Annotated in this window: 27 protein-coding genes; all 27 read left to right on the top strand. The window is 42.0% G+C overall.

All coding sequences use genetic code 11. The annotated features are described in order from the left end of the window. Positions 1-267: hypothetical protein (locus BUB81_RS22295; protein WP_217653478.1), on the top strand; the 267-nt coding region annotated here is incomplete at its 5' end. 127 nt (positions 268-394) lie between these two features. Beyond that, entirely contained in the window at positions 395-853 is a 459-nt protein-coding gene (locus BUB81_RS18595) for a DUF4262 domain-containing protein (RefSeq protein WP_073324832.1), read from the top strand. A gap of 134 nt (positions 854-987) precedes the next feature. Beyond that, the gene (locus BUB81_RS18590; RefSeq protein ID WP_073324831.1) at positions 988-1,419 is read left to right on the top strand and encodes a hypothetical protein; all 432 of its coding nucleotides are present in this window, start codon (positions 988-990) and stop codon (positions 1,417-1,419) included. A 102-nt stretch (positions 1,420-1,521) separates the two neighbouring features. Beyond that, the gene (locus BUB81_RS18585) at positions 1,522-1,836 is read left to right on the top strand and encodes a hypothetical protein (RefSeq protein ID WP_073324830.1); all 315 of its coding nucleotides are present in this window, start codon (positions 1,522-1,524) and stop codon (positions 1,834-1,836) included. A gap of 102 nt (positions 1,837-1,938) precedes the next feature. Continuing rightward, positions 1,939-2,367, top strand: coding sequence for a DUF4279 domain-containing protein (locus BUB81_RS18580; RefSeq protein ID WP_073324829.1), 429 nt, complete (start codon positions 1,939-1,941; stop codon positions 2,365-2,367). A gap of 456 nt (positions 2,368-2,823) precedes the next feature. Further along, on the top strand, positions 2,824-3,261 hold the full coding sequence (locus tag BUB81_RS18575; protein WP_073324828.1) for a hypothetical protein: 438 nt from the start codon (positions 2,824-2,826) through the stop codon (positions 3,259-3,261). A 98-nt stretch (positions 3,262-3,359) separates the two neighbouring features. Continuing rightward, positions 3,360-3,686 (top strand): DUF2185 domain-containing protein, encoded by a 327-nt coding sequence (locus tag BUB81_RS18570; RefSeq protein ID WP_217653480.1) that lies wholly within the window; start codon positions 3,360-3,362, stop codon positions 3,684-3,686. 110 nt (positions 3,687-3,796) lie between these two features. Then, entirely contained in the window at positions 3,797-4,075 is a 279-nt protein-coding gene (locus BUB81_RS18565) for a hypothetical protein (RefSeq protein WP_014998547.1), read from the top strand. A gap of 143 nt (positions 4,076-4,218) precedes the next feature. Next, positions 4,219-4,653, top strand: coding sequence for an energy transducer TonB (locus BUB81_RS18560; RefSeq protein WP_073324827.1), 435 nt, complete (start codon positions 4,219-4,221; stop codon positions 4,651-4,653). 180 nt (positions 4,654-4,833) lie between these two features. After that, positions 4,834-5,697, top strand: a complete 864-nt coding sequence (locus BUB81_RS18555) for a DUF2167 domain-containing protein (RefSeq protein WP_073324826.1) — start codon at positions 4,834-4,836, stop codon at positions 5,695-5,697. Between the two features lie 529 nt (positions 5,698-6,226). Further along, positions 6,227-6,742, top strand: a complete 516-nt coding sequence (locus BUB81_RS18550; RefSeq protein ID WP_073324825.1) for a hypothetical protein — start codon at positions 6,227-6,229, stop codon at positions 6,740-6,742. 113 nt (positions 6,743-6,855) lie between these two features. Then, entirely contained in the window at positions 6,856-7,305 is a 450-nt protein-coding gene (locus BUB81_RS18545; RefSeq protein WP_073324824.1) for a hypothetical protein, read from the top strand. Positions 7,306-7,432: 127 nt separating this feature from the next. Continuing rightward, on the top strand, positions 7,433-7,834 hold the full coding sequence (locus BUB81_RS18540; RefSeq protein ID WP_073324823.1) for a hypothetical protein: 402 nt from the start codon (positions 7,433-7,435) through the stop codon (positions 7,832-7,834). Between the two features lie 105 nt (positions 7,835-7,939). Continuing rightward, positions 7,940-8,317, top strand: a complete 378-nt coding sequence (locus tag BUB81_RS18535) for a hypothetical protein (RefSeq protein WP_073324822.1) — start codon at positions 7,940-7,942, stop codon at positions 8,315-8,317. A 107-nt stretch (positions 8,318-8,424) separates the two neighbouring features. Further along, positions 8,425-8,760, top strand: coding sequence for a hypothetical protein (locus BUB81_RS18530; protein ID WP_073324821.1), 336 nt, complete (start codon positions 8,425-8,427; stop codon positions 8,758-8,760). 133 nt (positions 8,761-8,893) lie between these two features. Beyond that, positions 8,894-9,286: a hypothetical protein gene (locus BUB81_RS18525; RefSeq protein WP_073324820.1), complete on the top strand. Its 393-nt coding sequence runs from the start codon at positions 8,894-8,896 to the stop codon at positions 9,284-9,286. Positions 9,287-9,873: 587 nt separating this feature from the next. Beyond that, complete coding sequence (locus BUB81_RS18515; protein WP_245819280.1) at positions 9,874-10,566, top strand: CPBP family intramembrane glutamic endopeptidase; 693 nt, start codon at positions 9,874-9,876, stop codon at positions 10,564-10,566. 103 nt (positions 10,567-10,669) lie between these two features. Next, the gene (locus tag BUB81_RS18510) at positions 10,670-11,122 is read left to right on the top strand and encodes a DUF4265 domain-containing protein (RefSeq protein ID WP_073324817.1); all 453 of its coding nucleotides are present in this window, start codon (positions 10,670-10,672) and stop codon (positions 11,120-11,122) included. Positions 11,123-11,198: 76 nt separating this feature from the next. Further along, a complete protein-coding gene (locus BUB81_RS22525) occupies positions 11,199-11,324 on the top strand; it encodes a hypothetical protein (protein ID WP_281250820.1) in 126 nt (41 codons plus the stop codon). 49 nt (positions 11,325-11,373) lie between these two features. Continuing rightward, positions 11,374-11,625, top strand: a complete 252-nt coding sequence (locus BUB81_RS18505) for a hypothetical protein (RefSeq protein WP_073324816.1) — start codon at positions 11,374-11,376, stop codon at positions 11,623-11,625. Between the two features lie 267 nt (positions 11,626-11,892). Continuing rightward, the gene (locus tag BUB81_RS18500) at positions 11,893-12,645 is read left to right on the top strand and encodes a hypothetical protein (RefSeq protein ID WP_073324815.1); all 753 of its coding nucleotides are present in this window, start codon (positions 11,893-11,895) and stop codon (positions 12,643-12,645) included. Positions 12,646-12,709: 64 nt separating this feature from the next. Beyond that, entirely contained in the window at positions 12,710-13,009 is a 300-nt protein-coding gene (locus BUB81_RS18495; protein ID WP_073324814.1) for a hypothetical protein, read from the top strand. 47 nt (positions 13,010-13,056) lie between these two features. Further along, positions 13,057-13,551, top strand: a complete 495-nt coding sequence (locus tag BUB81_RS18490) for a GNAT family N-acetyltransferase (protein WP_073324813.1) — start codon at positions 13,057-13,059, stop codon at positions 13,549-13,551. Positions 13,552-13,574: 23 nt separating this feature from the next. Next, the gene (locus tag BUB81_RS18485) at positions 13,575-14,051 is read left to right on the top strand and encodes a hypothetical protein (RefSeq protein WP_073324812.1); all 477 of its coding nucleotides are present in this window, start codon (positions 13,575-13,577) and stop codon (positions 14,049-14,051) included. A gap of 62 nt (positions 14,052-14,113) precedes the next feature. After that, positions 14,114-14,416 carry a hypothetical protein gene (locus tag BUB81_RS18480; protein WP_073324811.1) on the top strand — a complete coding sequence of 101 codons (303 nt, stop codon included), beginning with the start codon at positions 14,114-14,116 and terminating at the stop codon, positions 14,414-14,416. Positions 14,417-14,476: 60 nt separating this feature from the next. Further along, positions 14,477-15,028: a histidine phosphatase family protein gene (locus BUB81_RS18475; protein WP_073324810.1), complete on the top strand. Its 552-nt coding sequence runs from the start codon at positions 14,477-14,479 to the stop codon at positions 15,026-15,028. A gap of 185 nt (positions 15,029-15,213) precedes the next feature. Beyond that, the gene (locus BUB81_RS18470; RefSeq protein ID WP_073324809.1) at positions 15,214-15,852 is read left to right on the top strand and encodes a LysE family translocator; all 639 of its coding nucleotides are present in this window, start codon (positions 15,214-15,216) and stop codon (positions 15,850-15,852) included. Positions 15,853-15,854 lie beyond the last annotated feature (2 nt).

Here is a 15,854-nt window from a genome sequence, read left to right as displayed (position 1 = left end):
ATTGAACTTGCCATGAAAAATCGGTGGGGATATCGAACTGGGATAAGCCCAAACCATTGGATCCCTGGTCGAGATTATGCCTTTATTGGAAAGCTAAATTTTATTGGTGTCGAAATACTAGAGCCTGGGAGAACTTGCAGAGCAATTGGAGGGTTTGTATTGCCCAAACAAGATTTACCATTAATCAAAAACGGCTTTACTTGGCATATTTGTGAGGCTTACACCATAGTTGGTTACGTAAAGGTTGTGTCAGAGCCGCGCACATAACAAACGCATTAACACTCGCTGCGCTCGCTAGGGACAAAAACACGTAGGCTCCCTGCGCTTCGCTTGGTATTGTAGCCTACGTGTTTTTGCCCGTTATGCGGAGCGTTAGGGCCCTCAAGGAAGTTTTATGAACCAAGCAGAAATTAAGATTATGGGAAATATAGAAGAATACGGATGCCATGTTATTTCCGTATTTGACCCGAAAGAAGAAGATCCTAATTTCACATACACTGTTGGTATCAACAAACAGGAAAGTCGCCCAGAAGTGATCATCCTTGGTCTGAGAAGTGAGTTGTCCTCTTGGATCGCAAATGAATATAATCGCCGCGTTCAAGAAGGTGAAATTTTCACGGAAGAAAGCTTTTATGAAGGGTTTCTCGATGGATTTGAAGTTTGCTTTAAACCTGTAGCAAAGAGGTTTAAAGAAGAATTTATGCTTTCGTGTAATTGGTTATACAAGGGGACTGATTACCCAGCACTTCAGCTAATCTTTCCTACCGTTGATGGCATTTGGCCATGGGAACCAAATGCCTCAGAAAGCTTTAAAGTATTGCAACCAAGTTTTCAGGAAGTATCGGCATGGTGAGCCCTAACAATCTGCTGTAGTCGCTCGCAAGCTCGCTGGGACGCAAACACGTGGGCTGCGTCGCTTCGCTCCTAATTTTAGCCCATGTGTTTCCGCCCCTAAGCAGGGCGTTATGTGCCAAGAGAATAAGATTAGTGCCAAGTAAACGTTTTGCTTTTGCATCGGCCTTATGGAGCTTTCTTCCAGGCTCTTTAGTTATTCTGTTATTTGCTTTAACAGATATAGACTTGTATCAGGAAGCATCTCAAGCAGCAGAGGGCTATCAATCTTTATTCTTTTTTGCGCCAATAATTTTATTACTTTTTGTTATTTATCACACAATTGTTGGCTATATCCAAACCACAATAAATCAGCCTAAATTTTTGTTAGCGCTACTATCTTCAATAGTCGTATCCGTGCCTTTTCCTCTTTTGGTAGCTTTGTCAAAATCAAATGCGACACAAGACGAGCGTATGGCTCTTGTTATTACGGCACTTGTAATCTTTGGCTTTTTTTGGCTTTCTTTATTTACAGGTTCTTGTTATCAATGCCTTAAAATAAAAGGGCGTAACGTGCATGGCAAATAACAAAAAAATTATGTCGCCCCCAGGCGGGCTGGGACACAAACAGGCAGGCGGCTTCGCCATTGTAGCCTGCCTGTTTGTGCCCTTATTTAGGTGTTATAAGCCATGAAAATTTTAGCCATTATCTTTTCGTTTTTTTCTTTCTTTGTTTCGGCTTCAGATTCTGAAAACGAGTGCTTTACAGTTAATGGCGAAACGCGATTTAAAAATGGATGGCCGCCAAATCTCATTGTGGCTAGTGGGGAAAAATGGTGGGGTATTGGCCCAATTGAGAACGAAGACTATCCTGACAATCTAGTAATGCCGCCTCCGCAAAAAGGCATTTTTGTACTCTGCTCCTTAAATGAAACGGTTTCAGTACCATACGAAGAGCAGCCGATTAAATTGTATAAAATCACAAGCTATGAAAATGGCTTATAACAAACCAATTAACACGCTCCCTGTGGTCGCTGGGACGAAAACACGCAGGGCCGCTTCGCTATTGAGCCCTACGTGCCTGCGCCCGTTATTGGGGGGTTATGCATGAATGTAGATATGGAAGAAAAATACGACACCTACGCTTATTTTTACGTTGCTGACTTCGAATGTGAACCTGATGAGATTACTCATCAGATGGGTATTACGCCTACTGAGGTAACATTGAAAGGTCAGCTGCTTAAAAATGGTAATACCAGAAAGCGAAGTTTCTGGAAGTTTCATAGCTCTTTACCTCGAAGTGAACCGTATCAGGACGAGCACCTTTCGAACTTATTGCCAAAACTATTACCGAAGAAATCAGTCATTGATAAGTTAGGGGAACAATACAAAGTAGGTATAAATTGTGTGGGCTTCTACACAAATACAAATTCAGGGTTTCATCTAAGCGCAGAGTTGATTTCTGCATGTGCAAAACTAGGTGTAAGCGTAGATTTCGATTTATATAATTTTAGTACAGAGGCGCCAAATGCATAACAAGGCTATCGGGGTACGCCCGCAGGCGGGCTGGACCTCCGTTGCGTTGCTTGGTTTGTGCTTATTCGCTACGCTAGCACAAACAAATCAACGCAACTCCGGCCCCTTATAGCGGCGTTATAAGCCAAGGGGTAGGCATTGATTCCAGAGCCAATGAATACTGTCTTTGTTATTTTTGTTTGTCTCTCGGTTGCTCTTTACGTAGGCGGTTATTTGCCAGTTTCAAATAAATCCCCCAGCGTAGAATGGTTAAAAGCTAGAAATCCAATTTACCCAAAGGCTTTGTCAGCGATTTTTGTTTTAATTTGTTTGTCGTGGATGTTTAGACGTTGACTTATAAAAATAAAATCATGTCGCCCGCAGGCGGGCTGGGACACAAACAGGCAGGCGGCTTCGCCATTGTAGCCTGCCTGTTTGTGCCCCATATTTAGGTGTTATATTCTTTAACTCAGTTATATGAAAATTATAGACTTCTCTAAAGACTTAAACTGCTGGGACCAAGATTATTACTTCCCTGGATTGAGTGATGAATTTTCCTTTTATACTCTCGGAACAGTGCTGTTCGGGACCGCCTCAAATGAAATAGAGTTTTCTGTTTACTTGTTAGAATTCTACAAAGAACTAAATCGTCTCATTACAATTACGTTGGGGAACAATAAAATCGACGTAAGGTTGGTCATGCAACTAAGCGGTGATTCTATTCATATTCTGAAAGAAGATGATAAAGTGACATTACTTTTTCATCGAGGTGAAAAAGTTAAATACAACTGGGAAGAGTTTTTCTCGTATTATTTTGCGCTAAAGGACCAACTAAGTGCAAAGTTGCTATCCACTTACCCAGAATTGGAGCAAACAAATGAATTTAGATTTCTTTTTGGTGGCTCTGGAATATAACAAGGCGCTCAAAAGGGACATATACATGCAGCGGCTTCGCCATTTTAGCCTGCCAGTTTGTGCCCCATATTTAGAAGTTATGTGGCAAAGGATAGTCGGTGAAATTTTTTAAACTGAAATCAGACGATATGAAAAAAATTGCCGTTGGTTTCGGAGCTTGTGTAGCCTCAGATTTAATCACAGTGGAAGGTCAACAAATCGGTTATATGTATCGTGAAAAACCAGACTTTAAGCAAGACTCGGGTTGGCGCTTTTTCTCTGGAAACGAATCGGATGAATATATGGATACGGCAGACAACTTTGCGATTTATGATATTAATACAATAGCGAATTATGATTGCGATATTGTCCCGTACCTAAACTCACCAGTGGGCTCTTCATTTGAGCGTAAACTAACCGGTGGCTTTTTAGAAATCAGTGAATAAGCCACATAACAAGCAAATGTTGGGGACACAAACACGCAGGCTCTGCTTCGCAGTTTAGCCCACGTGTTTGTTCCACCAAATTAGGGCGTTAGTTCCCAAAAAGGAAATTCGTGAATCAGTTCTCTTTTTTAGAAAAGCTTCGTTCAAGGTATTTAAGTAATGAGAGTGATGAACTTCTCTTTAACGACAAAGAGTGCACTATTGAAGGGACTGTTTACCGCCTAAACTCTTGGAAAGACTTTCATGGTAAAGACGCCATCGTGGTTTTTGAGTTAAAAAAGAAAGGTGTTCTAATAACAAGCAGCTATTGTATCGGTATTAGGTTTACTGCTAATCAAGAAACCTTGCTGTTGAGCCAAGAGCAATTATGGGAAATAGGAATACCATAGAAAGGTAACTAACAAACCGCTGTAGCCGGTCGCAAGCTCCCTGGGACAAAAACACGTGGGCTGTCCTCGCTTCGCTCGATATTATAGCCCACGTATTTTTGCCCCTAAGCGGGGTGTTATGTGAACTCACTAAGGAAGGATTTATGAACTACAAGAATTTACTTTTCGTCATCTGTTTTTTGTCTACTGGTGTATTCGCCGCAGGCAATTATGCCTCTGTAGAATTAACGCATTTGAATCCAACATTTGCCGAAAGCACTTGGCTTAGAGAGAAACAATTTATGCCACGCTATCCCGTTGAGTTGGCAATGAAGGGCATTGCTGGCTGCGGAATATTTAAGGTAATAGTCGACGAGAGTGGTTCAACCGAAAGCATCGATCTTATAAGCTCAGTTCCTAAAAAGGTTATTTCTAGGCCAGTAACGAAAGTTATTAAAGATTGGGATTGGACGTTGGCTGACGGTAAACCCCCAATCCGCGAAGAAAAGCTATTGAGGCTAGATTTCTGTATGGGTGGTAGTACAGAGGAAGAATCTATTTCAAAGTGTAAACAACAGGCAACTATGGCGTGTGAATAGCGTTCACATAACAAACGCATTAACAATCGCTGCGCTCGCTAGGGACAAAAACACGTAGGCTCCAAGCGCTTCGCTCGTTATTATAGCCCACGTATTTTTGCCCCTAAGCGGGGTGTTAGTTGCGTAGGTTGAGCCGATGCAGCATCATCATAAAATACAATAACAAATAAGGAAATAATAATGCACTTAGGACGATTAATTATATGTACCATATTTTTATCTTTTTCAGCTTTTTCTCAAGATGATGAGTACCTTAATCAGGTTCAGCAACTTGATTGGAAAGGTGCAGTTGATAGCTATGAACTTCCCTCAAGTGATGCAAAGATTACGATTAGTGAAAATGAGTATTTAGTTTTGGGAAAAGATGCCCACAAATTCATGCTTCTTACAGAAGGGCACGATGGCTTCAAGCCTGATGCAGTAAAACTCAAAATACATACCGATGAATCTGAATCTACGGCAATTTATCAGCGATATGACATTGGTTTTGTAAAAACTGATGACTGGGAAGAAAACATTGACTCCGATGAGATGTTAGCTGAAATCATACAAGGCACAGAAGAAACCAATAAAATACGCGCTGAAGGTCATGCCAAGCTATATATTGACGGTTGGGCGCAGACACCTTTTCTTGATAAAGAGAACTTGATTATTTATTGGGCTATTAATGGGCATACAAGTGAGAATACACAATTTATTAACGCTAAAGCATTAAAACTAGGCAGAAAAGGTTATACAGAAGTTATTTGGGCTGGTTCGCCTGAACAATTTACTAATGCCGAGGCTGTATTAGAGCCTGTTTTGGCGAGTTATACATATAATGAAGGCTTTCAATATGATGACTTTATGCCTGAAACAGACACTGTTGCTGCAATGGGAGCTGGAGCATTGGTTTATAAACTTGCAACAGGCAAAGCGGCTGTTAAAGCTGGATTCTTAGCTGCTGCTGCTATTTTTGCTAAAAAGTTCTGGTTTATCATCTTTTTACCGTTCGTATATGGTTGGAAATGGATCAAACGCAAATTTTCCGGCAAATCAGAATAAGCAACTAACAAGTTGCTAAAGTTCGTTCGTAAACTCACAGGGACAATTAACAGTTGGCTTGGCGCTTCGCGCAAGTTTAGCCAACAGTCAATTGCCCCTTAGCAAAGCGTTATGTTCAAGGAGGATAATTGATTGTGTTACCTTTCAGTAAAGTAACTCATCCACAACTACAGTTAGTTGTTTGGTTCTGTAGATTTTCATTTTTAGCTGGCGTTTGCTTTTTGTTAGCTGGCACTTATAAAGAGCTATTTCGAGTTTACCGATGGTTGGCGTCCCCAATTTATAATGAAGATGGTACTCTTTATGCCTCATACAGGTATAGTCTCGACCTGCTTCATATTAACTGGCAAATTATATCGCTTGGTATAGTTTTATTGTTTTTATCTAGTTTTTTAATTGTCCAAGTAAGTAAATGCAAAGACAGAACATAACAATCAAATGTTGGGGACACAAACACGCGGGCTCTGCTTCGCAGTCTAGCCCACGCGTTTGTGCCACCAAATTAGGGCGTTAGGTTACCAGCAGAAACATGCGTAGATTTTCAGTTTTAGATAAGAATGCTCAGATGGAACTGCGAGAAAAGTTTCCTGATTTAGACAAGTTAGTCGCTGTAGAGGACACCTCTGAATATACCTATATGGCTGTTTCAGTATTTGACCGCTGGCTAGGTCATGATGATGCACTAAAGATTCTGTCAGATGTCTCCGAAGAAGAGCAACGAGAAAGAGATTCAAAGTTTATTAAATTCGCTGAAAATCTCGTGAGTAATACTGAAATTCTGAATTTTACTTTTAGGGGGCGCTGGCATAAAGCATTGCCATTATTTCGTAAATTTACTTCTTACACAGCGAAAGTAAATTATTTGATGTGCACACCACATAACGTGGACAGCTCTCAATTTTATAAGGTCGTATTACCTGAGCTAGAGGCTGTGTACTTTGAAAGCTGGGACGATACCAATGTTTTTTATCTTCGCAATCCAGAGAAAGCAACTCAAATAGAAAGTTGGGCTAATGAAAGCGGACTGTTTTGTTTAACAAGGTAACCTAACAAACCAAGTCAGCGGGACACTAACACGTAGGCTCTCTCGCTTCGCTCGTAATTGTACCCTACGTATTTTTGCCCGTTATGCGGGCGTTATGCATCCAAGGACATTTCGTGAAATTTTTAGTTTGGTTAGCTCTTTTCTACTCTATTCAGGTACATGCAGAAACTTTGAGCAAAAGTGAAAATTTAGAGCTAGCCCTGATTCTTTCCACATCTGAAGTTGTATTTAAAAGTAACACTTTCCCGAATGTTTTGGTTATCGAAACATGGGAGGAAATATCAGAGTGCGGTGGCCTTTTTGAGTCTTGCCCTAACGCGAGACTTTTTGTAATCGTAAGTAACGGAGATCTATACGAAGTCCCAGCGTTATATGAATTACCAAAATCAAAAGGTTGGAAATTTATTGATTTTGTTGAAAAAGATAATTTTTATTTACTTTCAGTCAGCACAACTTTAGAACATGCAAACGTTTCTCCAGAATCACGTAAGGCGTGGAAAAGCAAAGTATATACGGTGAAAATATCAAAGTATGATGACGGGGCAGTTTCTCTCGTTGAATGATGCATAACAAGCCAAGCAAGTGGGACAATTACATGTGGGCTCTCGTCGCTTCGCTCCGTATTTTAACCCACATGTAATTTACCCTTCTTAGGGTGCTATATGCCTTTGAAATACTAAGGATTTATTTTTGGATTATTTGGTTCCTATACTGGGGTTAGCTTCCAGTCTTCTCGGGCTGATTTCTATCAATCTCGGTGCGAGTGGTTTTCTTAGGAAAGAAGCAATGAATGGCGTCAAAGGCGAAAAGTTCTCGGGTGTGGCGGAAATTGACGTGCGGAAATACAATGTTCAATTTGTAGTTGGTAGCGATAATTTATGGCTTTTGAGCAGCTTTCCAAGTTTTGGCCTTGTGCTTGATTTGGACGAACTGAAACTATCAAAGAAGAATAGTTTTATAGGTCATCAGGTGAGAATTATTTCTCATGATGTATACACTGAGCACTTGTTTAATGAAATCATTGTGTCTGTTCGAGTGTCCAAAAAGCTTGAAAAGATTTCGCACGGAAAGTTGTTATGCGGAAGCATATAACAAACCAATAAACGCGCTTCGCTGGGACACAAACACGCAGGGCCGCTTCGCTATTTTGCCCTACGCATATGCGCTCGTTATGCACTTTAAGGAATGAGGTGAACCATGAGACAGGTTGTTTTGGCCTTTAATTTTCTCTCTGTTGTCTACGCCATTATTTCAGGTCTGCTTATCCTCTCGCTAACGACGTTGGTCGCCGTTGACTTTATAAATGTCGATGCTATTCCAAAAACTGCGGCTTTATTTGCATTGCTATTACTAGCTAACATCATTTCAGTGTCTGCCCTAAAACGAAGAAAACGATGGTCATATATTGTTTGCTCAGCTCATGTGTTTCTTTTGTGTGCAGTTTCCGTATATTCAATGGCTACTAGGTCAATCAGTGCTTCTAGTTTATTTTTGCTTGGCCTGGTGGCAGTATTGGGGCTATTGCTATACACAGATTACGTATCAGGCAAAGACGTGCATAACAATCCACTGTAGGCACTCGCTGGCGCTTGTTGGGACACAAATACGCAGGCTCCCTCCGCTTCGCTCCGTATTATAGCCTGCGTATTTGTGCCCCTAAGTGGGGGTAGGTAAACCTATAAATGGAAATTTTGGTTGCTGTAATTAGCTTACTTGTTTTCGGGGTATTTCTCGCTGTAGCTATCGTGCTATCCAGAATTCCCGTTTTAGGCGACGTTTTAGATTTTTTTGCAGAATTAGCCAGCGGACCTCGCTTTGTATATCTTGCTTGGCCTTTTCTACTATCAAGCGCTTACAGAAAAGAGTTAATTCTCGAGCATAAAAATAGAATTAAGTGGTTAGCTTGGGTAGAGTATATTTTGGCAACAATTGTGTTTCTTGCAATTTGCGCCATTGGGCTTGTAGTCATACATCACAATGTTAATAGGCTCTTGCTGCAAGGCGCTTTTTTAGAGTAGTTAACCTAACAATCGCATAAACTCGCTCGTAAGCTCTCTGCGACAAAAACACGTAGGCTCCCTTCGCTTCACTCAATAGTATAGCCTACGTATTTTTGCCCGTTTTGTGGGCCGTTATGTCCTAGGAGAAAAAATGGAGCCCGATTTCTCTAAATATGATTTAGAAGATCTGTATGACATTAAGGAAAGCTTAGACAAGGAAAAATTTCCCGAACGCTATTCACTACTCTTGGATACGATTGAAAAACACCCTTCAAAGGCTGCTCATATTCAAGCGGTGGAATCCGATAATGCAATGCGAGAATTATACAATGAGTACAAAGAAGATAAGTCTCAGGTCTGGATGCTTTTCCGCGGTGTAATTGTCATGTTTGTTACATTTAGAATCATGCAATACCTAGAATGGTCTCAGAACCAACAAATTATGGGAGCAGTTATTGTTGTTATCGCTTATGCTACGATCCTCATCTCTATAAACGAATTCAAATTTAAGAAATTCAAGGATGATTTTGGAAAACGGACATAACAAACCACTCAAGGCTCTCGCTTCGCTCGCTGGGACGCAAGCTCGCACGGCCGCTTCGCTATTGTGCCCTACGTGCCAGCGCCCGTTGTTGGGCCGTTAGGTGCTGATGTAGATTCACATGATTTTTCAAAGTAAAGAAGCAAAACGATTCTTGTTCTCAGTAGTATCTTATGGAGCTTTTTGGCTTATCGTAATCTAGGCTTTTTATGCTTATTTGTTTTTATCGCTGCTTTCATTTTTAGAAGAAATCAAAAAACTAAAGTTATCGCCTGGTTTGTATTCATTGTTTCGACGCCTTATCCCTTTAGACTTCACGTTTATCGACTTGAATGGACCACCAAAAATTGTGCACTATGTAATGGGCTTTCCCACAGAAGAGGCATTTACAGCTGCTGAACGCGGCGAACTAGTGTTGGGTAGTTGTATGGTTAGTGGCTTTGAGCCAAAAAAAGTTGTAGTGTGGTAATGGCACAAGTACTTAACAAAAAAATTATGTCGCCCGCGGGGCGGCTTCGCCATTATACCCTGCGTTCTTGCGCCCGTTAGTGAAAATTTAGCTCTACACAAGGATGATTGCAGTGCAAACGATGGAAATTGCATTTCTGTCTACAATACTTCTATTTCCATTGTTCGATTTAGTCTTGGAAAAATATAAATGTAGAAATAAGTGTACCGAATACGTAAAAACTTCTTTCATGTTGTGGGCTGTCACTGGATTCTTATTTTTTTGCTTTTTAAATGGTGTCTTAAAAATAGAACCTCCACAATACCTACCGTCTACTACTTGGAAAGGTTATTTGGCGCTCTTTATGTTTGCGGTGTTTATTGCATATATGAAATATGTGCTTTATTCAATCAATAAAGATAAAAGTGTCAGACTTCAGGTTTTAAACGCATTTGAAGACGGTGGCGAGTCATTTGTAGAAATACTGCCATCATCACGTAAAGAGTTTTTATTTTTTACATTGCTGGTCTCATTTAGTGCTGGTGTGTGCGAAGAGCTTATTTTCCGTTGGTATTTGTTTAGCTTCATTGAGCAACATACAGGCGGGCTAGTTGCCGTTATTGGTAGTAGCATCATTTTCGGCTTTTGGCATATATATCTTGGTTGGAAGCATGTCATAAAAACAGCTGTTGTGGGTGTTTTGCTATGCGGTATATATTTGTATTTCGAAAGTATTGTTGTTGCTATATTGGCGCACATATTTATGGATGTGTACTCGGGGTCAGTCGCATTTATCGCAAGGAAGGCGCAAGGTGCTGAGCTAACAAGCGCTTAAACTCGCTCGCAAACTTGCTGGGACAAATACACGTAGGTTCAGTCGCTTCGTTCCAATTTTAGCCTACGTGTATTTGCCCCTTACTTAGGTGTTAGGCATCAGAGTGAATAACGACGGTTTAATGAAAGTGCATGTTTCTCTTCCAAACCATTGGATGATTGGTGGGGAATCGATGTGGGCCGAGCCTCTCGGTAGTAATATCTATCGTTTAGAAAACGTCCCATTTTTCTCTTATTCACTCAATTTTAAAGATGAGGTTGAAGCTAAACCCGACGAAGACGGAATCTTGGAAATTGAGAAAGTGGTTAAAAGAAGTGGCAATAGCACCCTTAGAATTATTTTCGACAAAAAAGTAACTAGGGAACAACAAGAAAAATACATCAAAATAATTCGTGAATTAGATTGTTCACTGGAACGTTGGGACAATACTTATTTAGCAATTAATGTCAGAGCTTCTGCATGCTATACCAGTGTTTTAAATCGATTAGACCAATGGAATGAACAAGACATAATTGCTCTGGAAACATGCGAAGAGCAAATGCCAGGCATCTTTTGATGCAGCGGTTGACGAAGATGTCTAACAAAGCGCTCAAGAGGGACACAAACATGGCGCTCCATAGGTGTATAGCGCCATGTTTTTTTCTGTTTATGCGCAGGCATCACTACTTATTCAAGCTAAGGCTTTGATGAAGTTGCTGCAGTGGGTTCTATTGTTCCCGATTGGCCTGCTAGCGATTATTGGTAGTGTTGAGTTTTAATTCGAGAAGAGTTCCATTTTTAAAGATCTCGCCAGGAAGAGGTGATTCAATGGACGTTGAAATTTTGTATGTCGTGATGGCAATTCTATTTATTTTGAATGCAAGCGTTTCTGTATTCTTAATGAAACGTGATGATTTGGATACTTTCCAGAAAGGCGCACAAATGTTATTGGTTTGGCTGGTTCCGTTTCTGGCAGCAATAGGCGTGTGGCTGCTCAACAGGAGCCAGGATATACAAGTTACACAAGACAAAACCTTTGGCGGTGGTGTATCTGACAGTATTGGCCCTGGTGCTGAATAATCGCCAGAGGTTCAACATCCGAGCTACCTTCCGAAGACTTACAGGCTGGATGGCTTCAACAGTATTCAGCAGACTCTATATGCCAGGGGGACTGGACCAATTATTCCAACCCTCTATGCGTGATGACTGTTGTTAAACAAGGTTCTACTCGATTACGAGCCTGTTCTGCTTAGTTTCCGTCACAAAATCAACTGGTTTATGTATTAATATCAGTGCATTATGAATAGCCAAAATATCTAAAATGCCTGCGAACAGGACGTTTTTGACATGGAGTCTAGTATTGTGAGTAATAAATCAGCGGCGGTATCACCCTTGGACAACCGCTTTTTTGGCGTCTTTGCCCTTGCCATCACCGTTGTGGTTTTCGGCGGTTTTGCGCTCAACTGGACAAATAACCCCAACAACATTGCCAGAATATCGCTATGGACAGGTCTGCACGGCGCAATGAGTGCGGCCTGGTATGTGTTACTGCTCAATCAAATCCGCTTATCTGCTGCCGGCAAGTACGCCAGTCATAAAATCATTGGCACACTGAGCGTGATTCTGGTTATTGGAATATTGATCACCGGTCCGGTTATGGCCGTTGAATTTTATCAGCGGATGGCGTGTTTTGGCGTGTTTGGCGTCGACGACGCTCAGGCCAGGCTTAGGGCTGGCGGCTTTCTTGGTGGCGCTTTCCTTCAATGGACGCTATTCGCCGTGCTTTATGTGTTGGGTGTGTTATCTGTCAAACAGCCTGCCCACCACAAGCGGTTTATGATTGCAGCGGCTATTCAAATGATGCCCGAAGGCCTTAATCGAGCAGTTCATTTACTCGCGTTGCCCGGGTATTCCATGTTTGTAATTATGTTTATGGTTTATGCGACCTTAATGATGTACGACTGGAAAACAACCAAGCGGTTGCATGGCAGCACGTTGTTGTCGTTTGCTTTGTTTTGCTTGTTAGCACTTGCAATGCACACTGTATTTAAATGGCAGGCATGGGCTGACTGGATAGTGCCTGTTGTTCACGGGCAGTAACGCAAGCGATTGGTTTGTTTCATTCTGAAGTCCAATGCGTGACGGTTAGGGCAGGAGGCCGAGAATGACGAGTACAGAATATAAAAAGTGCGAAGACAGGGCATTTTATTTGTTGTTAGGCTGTATCGCGTTGGGTGTTTTTGCATTCATTACTGAAATGGTTTTTATTCAAAGCGAATGGGCCCCCGTTGTTGGTCTCGTCAAAGGGCTCGCGCTGGGCGAGATTGGCGCATTGCTTCCAGCAGTCTATTCAGGCTTCACTTTGTTTCGGATGAAGGCAAGTTCAAGCATGCTCAAAATGGTGCTGGTTCTGTCGCTTTGTTGGTTTTTTGCCGTTGCCGCAGTGTTTGTTGTAAACAGCTAGTTTGCTACAAGCGGTGTTGTTTTCATCTTAAAAATAATGGACCAGGTATGTTCACCCTCAGAGACTTTCAATTTCACGATACCCAAAGGTTGGTTGAAATCCTGAACGACAGCGACGTAACCGCTTTTCTGTCGACAAAAATTCCGCAACCTTATACCAAGGCGGATGCGCTGTGGTGGGTAGAAGAGGGCAGTAAAAGTGGTCTAATCAAAGCAATTACAGTTAACGACGAGCTGGTAGGTTGCATTGGTGTGAATCGAGGTGAGTTTGAATATGAACGCTCGGCAGAGATAGGTTACTGGCTCGCGCAAGCACACTGGCGCAAAGGCATTATGCTGGGCGCAATTGAACAGCTCGTAGAGGATGTGTTCACAAACACCAATATTGTGCGGATTTTCGCCAATGTGTTTTCACCAAACGACGCTTCAAAACAGCTGTTGCTGAAAGCAGGATTTCAGCAGGAAGGCGTGCTTAAACATGCCATTTTCAAGCAGGGGGCCATTTATGATTGCCACCTCTTTAGTAAATTGAAAAACAGCTGAGTTGTTATGCACGATGACAAATCATGCTGAAACTTTACCGTTTATCTGAAGAGAAAAAAGAGTATTGGGAGACTTGGTCTAATGATGATGGTTCTCATCGGGTTCACTGGGGAGAGCTCGGAACGACTGGCAAGAGTAAAGTGCTTAAAAAGAGCCTGTTTCACAATCCTCAGAAAGCGATTCAAAAGGAAATTGATGATTTAATTGCTATTGGATTCAGTGAAGTTGATCAGACGTTTACCCTAATGGTTGAGTACTCTGCAGATGGTTTTGGGACTCCTGAAGATCTTGATAAAAGAGCAAGGCTTCAGGATCGCCTAAACGAAACACTCGGGTGGACTGGTTTAGGGCACTGTGACGGCGGCAGTATTGGCAGTGATACTATGGAAGTCTGCAACTATGTGGTCGATTTTGAGATTGCAAAACTTGTTATTGAAAAAGACCTTATAGGTACAGAGTTTGAGAACTTTACTCGTATTTACGATGAAGATTTAGAATAGAAGGGCAGCTAACAATCCGCAGCTTCAGCTACCCACATAGGTGATAACGGTACAGGGAAGAGATGAGTTATTTTCAAGTTATGTTAGAGGGCGAAAACTTTTTTATCGAATTTGATGGTAAAGAAGAATTACTTGGCTTTATTACTACTCGATGGGTTAAAGCCTGCAATGAGGAGCAGGCCGAATTAAAGGCTGTAGAATTAATCAAAAATGATACTCATCTGCATAATTTACTGAGAAACCCAGAGAGAGAGCCGGCACCGCCAATGATTTATTTATGTGAAATGTGTAAGGTTAATTGGTTTACTTATCTTCGACGTAAACCCGGTGCTGGTTATTCGTTCTTCCCTATGAAGCTAGAGTAAAATATAACCCTATGATGGGCTGCTGAAACGAGTCAACGTAAAAAGCCGTACAGGTATTTAATGAACATAGTATTAGTAAGGCATGGAAGGCCGACTGGCGCTGAAAATCAGAAGGTTAATAGCGCTGGTTTTGGGCGCTGGGTAAAGCGTTACAACCATTCATTGGTTGACGAGAGCAGCAAGCCTGATTTGAGCGTATTTCACCACTATCAACATTACTATGCTGTTGCCAGTGATCTTCCCAGAGCGGTGCACAGTTGCGAGATTGCTTTAGACCGGTCGCCCTCACTGCAGTCGTCGCAATTTCGTGAAATGGACATCCCCCGGTATAAGTTGCCTATCAAGCTGAATGCATGGACCTGGGTTTATCTTTGCAGAGCGTTGTGGACTGTGGGCGTACCCGGTAAATTTGAGTCTTACCGTGAAGCGAAAATCCGCGCGAAGCGTGCAGCTAATCAACTTATTGCGCTGGCTGAAACAGAACAAAACGTCATTGTCTTCGCCCATGGTTATATAAATCTACATATGAGGAAACAGCTGCGACAACGTGGTTTTACTCAAACGCAAAAGTCCAGCCAGTATTGGGGTATTACTGCCTTTAATAAACCCTGAAGGGCAAGCTAATCATACGGCGCGTTCCAACACGATGGCGTACAGTTGAGGGCGTCGGAGAGCCGTTACGATTGAACCTATTACGGTTGATTAGAAAAGCATGCACAGAACACTGTGAACAGCGCCTAAGCAAGTTTGGTGCACAAAGTTGATACCTTCTTTTTAGTGATTAATGGAGAGTTAGCATGGATATAAATACGGTTTTTACTTTTGTGGCCGTCGCCACTTTACTGGTGATTTCGCCCGGGCCAAATGGTTTCCTGATCGCGAAAACCGTGCCGCTGTCTGGTCACCGGGCTGGGCTGGCTAACGTTGCTGGTTTTGTTGGCGCGTTCTATTTGCATGGCACGTTGTCTGTGTTTGGTATCTCTATTTTGCTGGTGCAGTCTGCCACCGCGTTTTTTATTTTTAAAATGCTGGGGGCGTTGTATTTGATGTGGCTTGGAATAAAAGCGATCCGCAATGCCTTCATGAAAGGAACCGCTATTGCCACTGAGGTTGCGTCGCCACAACATAAGCCCACAGCACTAAAAAACGCTTTTGCCGAAGGGTTTCTCACCAACATGCTAAACCCGAAAGTCTCGGTGTTTTACTTAGCGGCGTTTCCGCAATTTATGTCGGCCGACGCCAGTGCATTGAGTGCTTATACCCTGGTCACTGCACATGCCACTGTGAATGTTGTCTGGTTTACAGCTATGGTGTTCACCCTGACAAAAGTCAAACGAGCAACCAACAGCCCGCGTTTTAAGGTGTGGCTGAATACTATTACTGGTATTGTGTTTATCGGTTTTGGTGCCAGGCTAGCGCTGGCTAAAAACAGCTGATG

Source organism: Marisediminitalea aggregata (assembly GCF_900129565.1).
In the GTDB taxonomy this organism is placed as follows: domain Bacteria; phylum Pseudomonadota; class Gammaproteobacteria; order Enterobacterales; family Alteromonadaceae; genus Alteromonas; species Alteromonas aggregata.
Note: the sequence above shows the minus strand (reverse complement) of the source record. Positions and strands in the feature narration are given on the sequence as shown.

Bases quoted from the DNA above. Each gene is read 5' to 3' on its own strand.
- BUB81_RS18555 (WP_073324826.1), top strand. From the start codon at position 4,834: ATGCACTTAGGACGATTAATTATATGTACCATATTTTTATCTTTTTCA.
- BUB81_RS18505 (WP_073324816.1), top strand. From the start codon at position 11,374: ATGGACGTTGAAATTTTGTATGTCGTGATGGCAATTCTATTTATTTTG.
- BUB81_RS18580 (WP_073324829.1), top strand. From the start codon at position 1,939: ATGAATGTAGATATGGAAGAAAAATACGACACCTACGCTTATTTTTAC.
- BUB81_RS22525 (WP_281250820.1), top strand. From the start codon at position 11,199: ATGTTTTTTTCTGTTTATGCGCAGGCATCACTACTTATTCAAGCTAAG.
- BUB81_RS18595 (WP_073324832.1), top strand. From the start codon at position 395: ATGAACCAAGCAGAAATTAAGATTATGGGAAATATAGAAGAATACGGA.
- BUB81_RS18515 (WP_245819280.1), top strand. From the start codon at position 9,874: ATGGAAATTGCATTTCTGTCTACAATACTTCTATTTCCATTGTTCGAT.
- BUB81_RS18490 (WP_073324813.1), top strand. From the start codon at position 13,057: ATGTTCACCCTCAGAGACTTTCAATTTCACGATACCCAAAGGTTGGTT.
- BUB81_RS18480 (WP_073324811.1), top strand. From the start codon at position 14,114: ATGAGTTATTTTCAAGTTATGTTAGAGGGCGAAAACTTTTTTATCGAA.
- BUB81_RS18530 (WP_073324821.1), top strand. From the start codon at position 8,425: ATGGAAATTTTGGTTGCTGTAATTAGCTTACTTGTTTTCGGGGTATTT.
- BUB81_RS18560 (WP_073324827.1), top strand. From the start codon at position 4,219: ATGAACTACAAGAATTTACTTTTCGTCATCTGTTTTTTGTCTACTGGT.
- BUB81_RS18475 (WP_073324810.1), top strand. From the start codon at position 14,477: ATGAACATAGTATTAGTAAGGCATGGAAGGCCGACTGGCGCTGAAAAT.
- BUB81_RS18500 (WP_073324815.1), top strand. From the start codon at position 11,893: ATGGAGTCTAGTATTGTGAGTAATAAATCAGCGGCGGTATCACCCTTG.
- BUB81_RS18550 (WP_073324825.1), top strand. From the start codon at position 6,227: ATGCGTAGATTTTCAGTTTTAGATAAGAATGCTCAGATGGAACTGCGA.
- BUB81_RS18575 (WP_073324828.1), top strand. From the start codon at position 2,824: ATGAAAATTATAGACTTCTCTAAAGACTTAAACTGCTGGGACCAAGAT.
- BUB81_RS18525 (WP_073324820.1), top strand. From the start codon at position 8,894: ATGGAGCCCGATTTCTCTAAATATGATTTAGAAGATCTGTATGACATT.
- BUB81_RS18495 (WP_073324814.1), top strand. From the start codon at position 12,710: ATGACGAGTACAGAATATAAAAAGTGCGAAGACAGGGCATTTTATTTG.
- BUB81_RS18485 (WP_073324812.1), top strand. From the start codon at position 13,575: ATGCTGAAACTTTACCGTTTATCTGAAGAGAAAAAAGAGTATTGGGAG.
- BUB81_RS18585 (WP_073324830.1), top strand. From the start codon at position 1,522: ATGAAAATTTTAGCCATTATCTTTTCGTTTTTTTCTTTCTTTGTTTCG.
- BUB81_RS18535 (WP_073324822.1), top strand. From the start codon at position 7,940: ATGAGACAGGTTGTTTTGGCCTTTAATTTTCTCTCTGTTGTCTACGCC.
- BUB81_RS18470 (WP_073324809.1), top strand. From the start codon at position 15,214: ATGGATATAAATACGGTTTTTACTTTTGTGGCCGTCGCCACTTTACTG.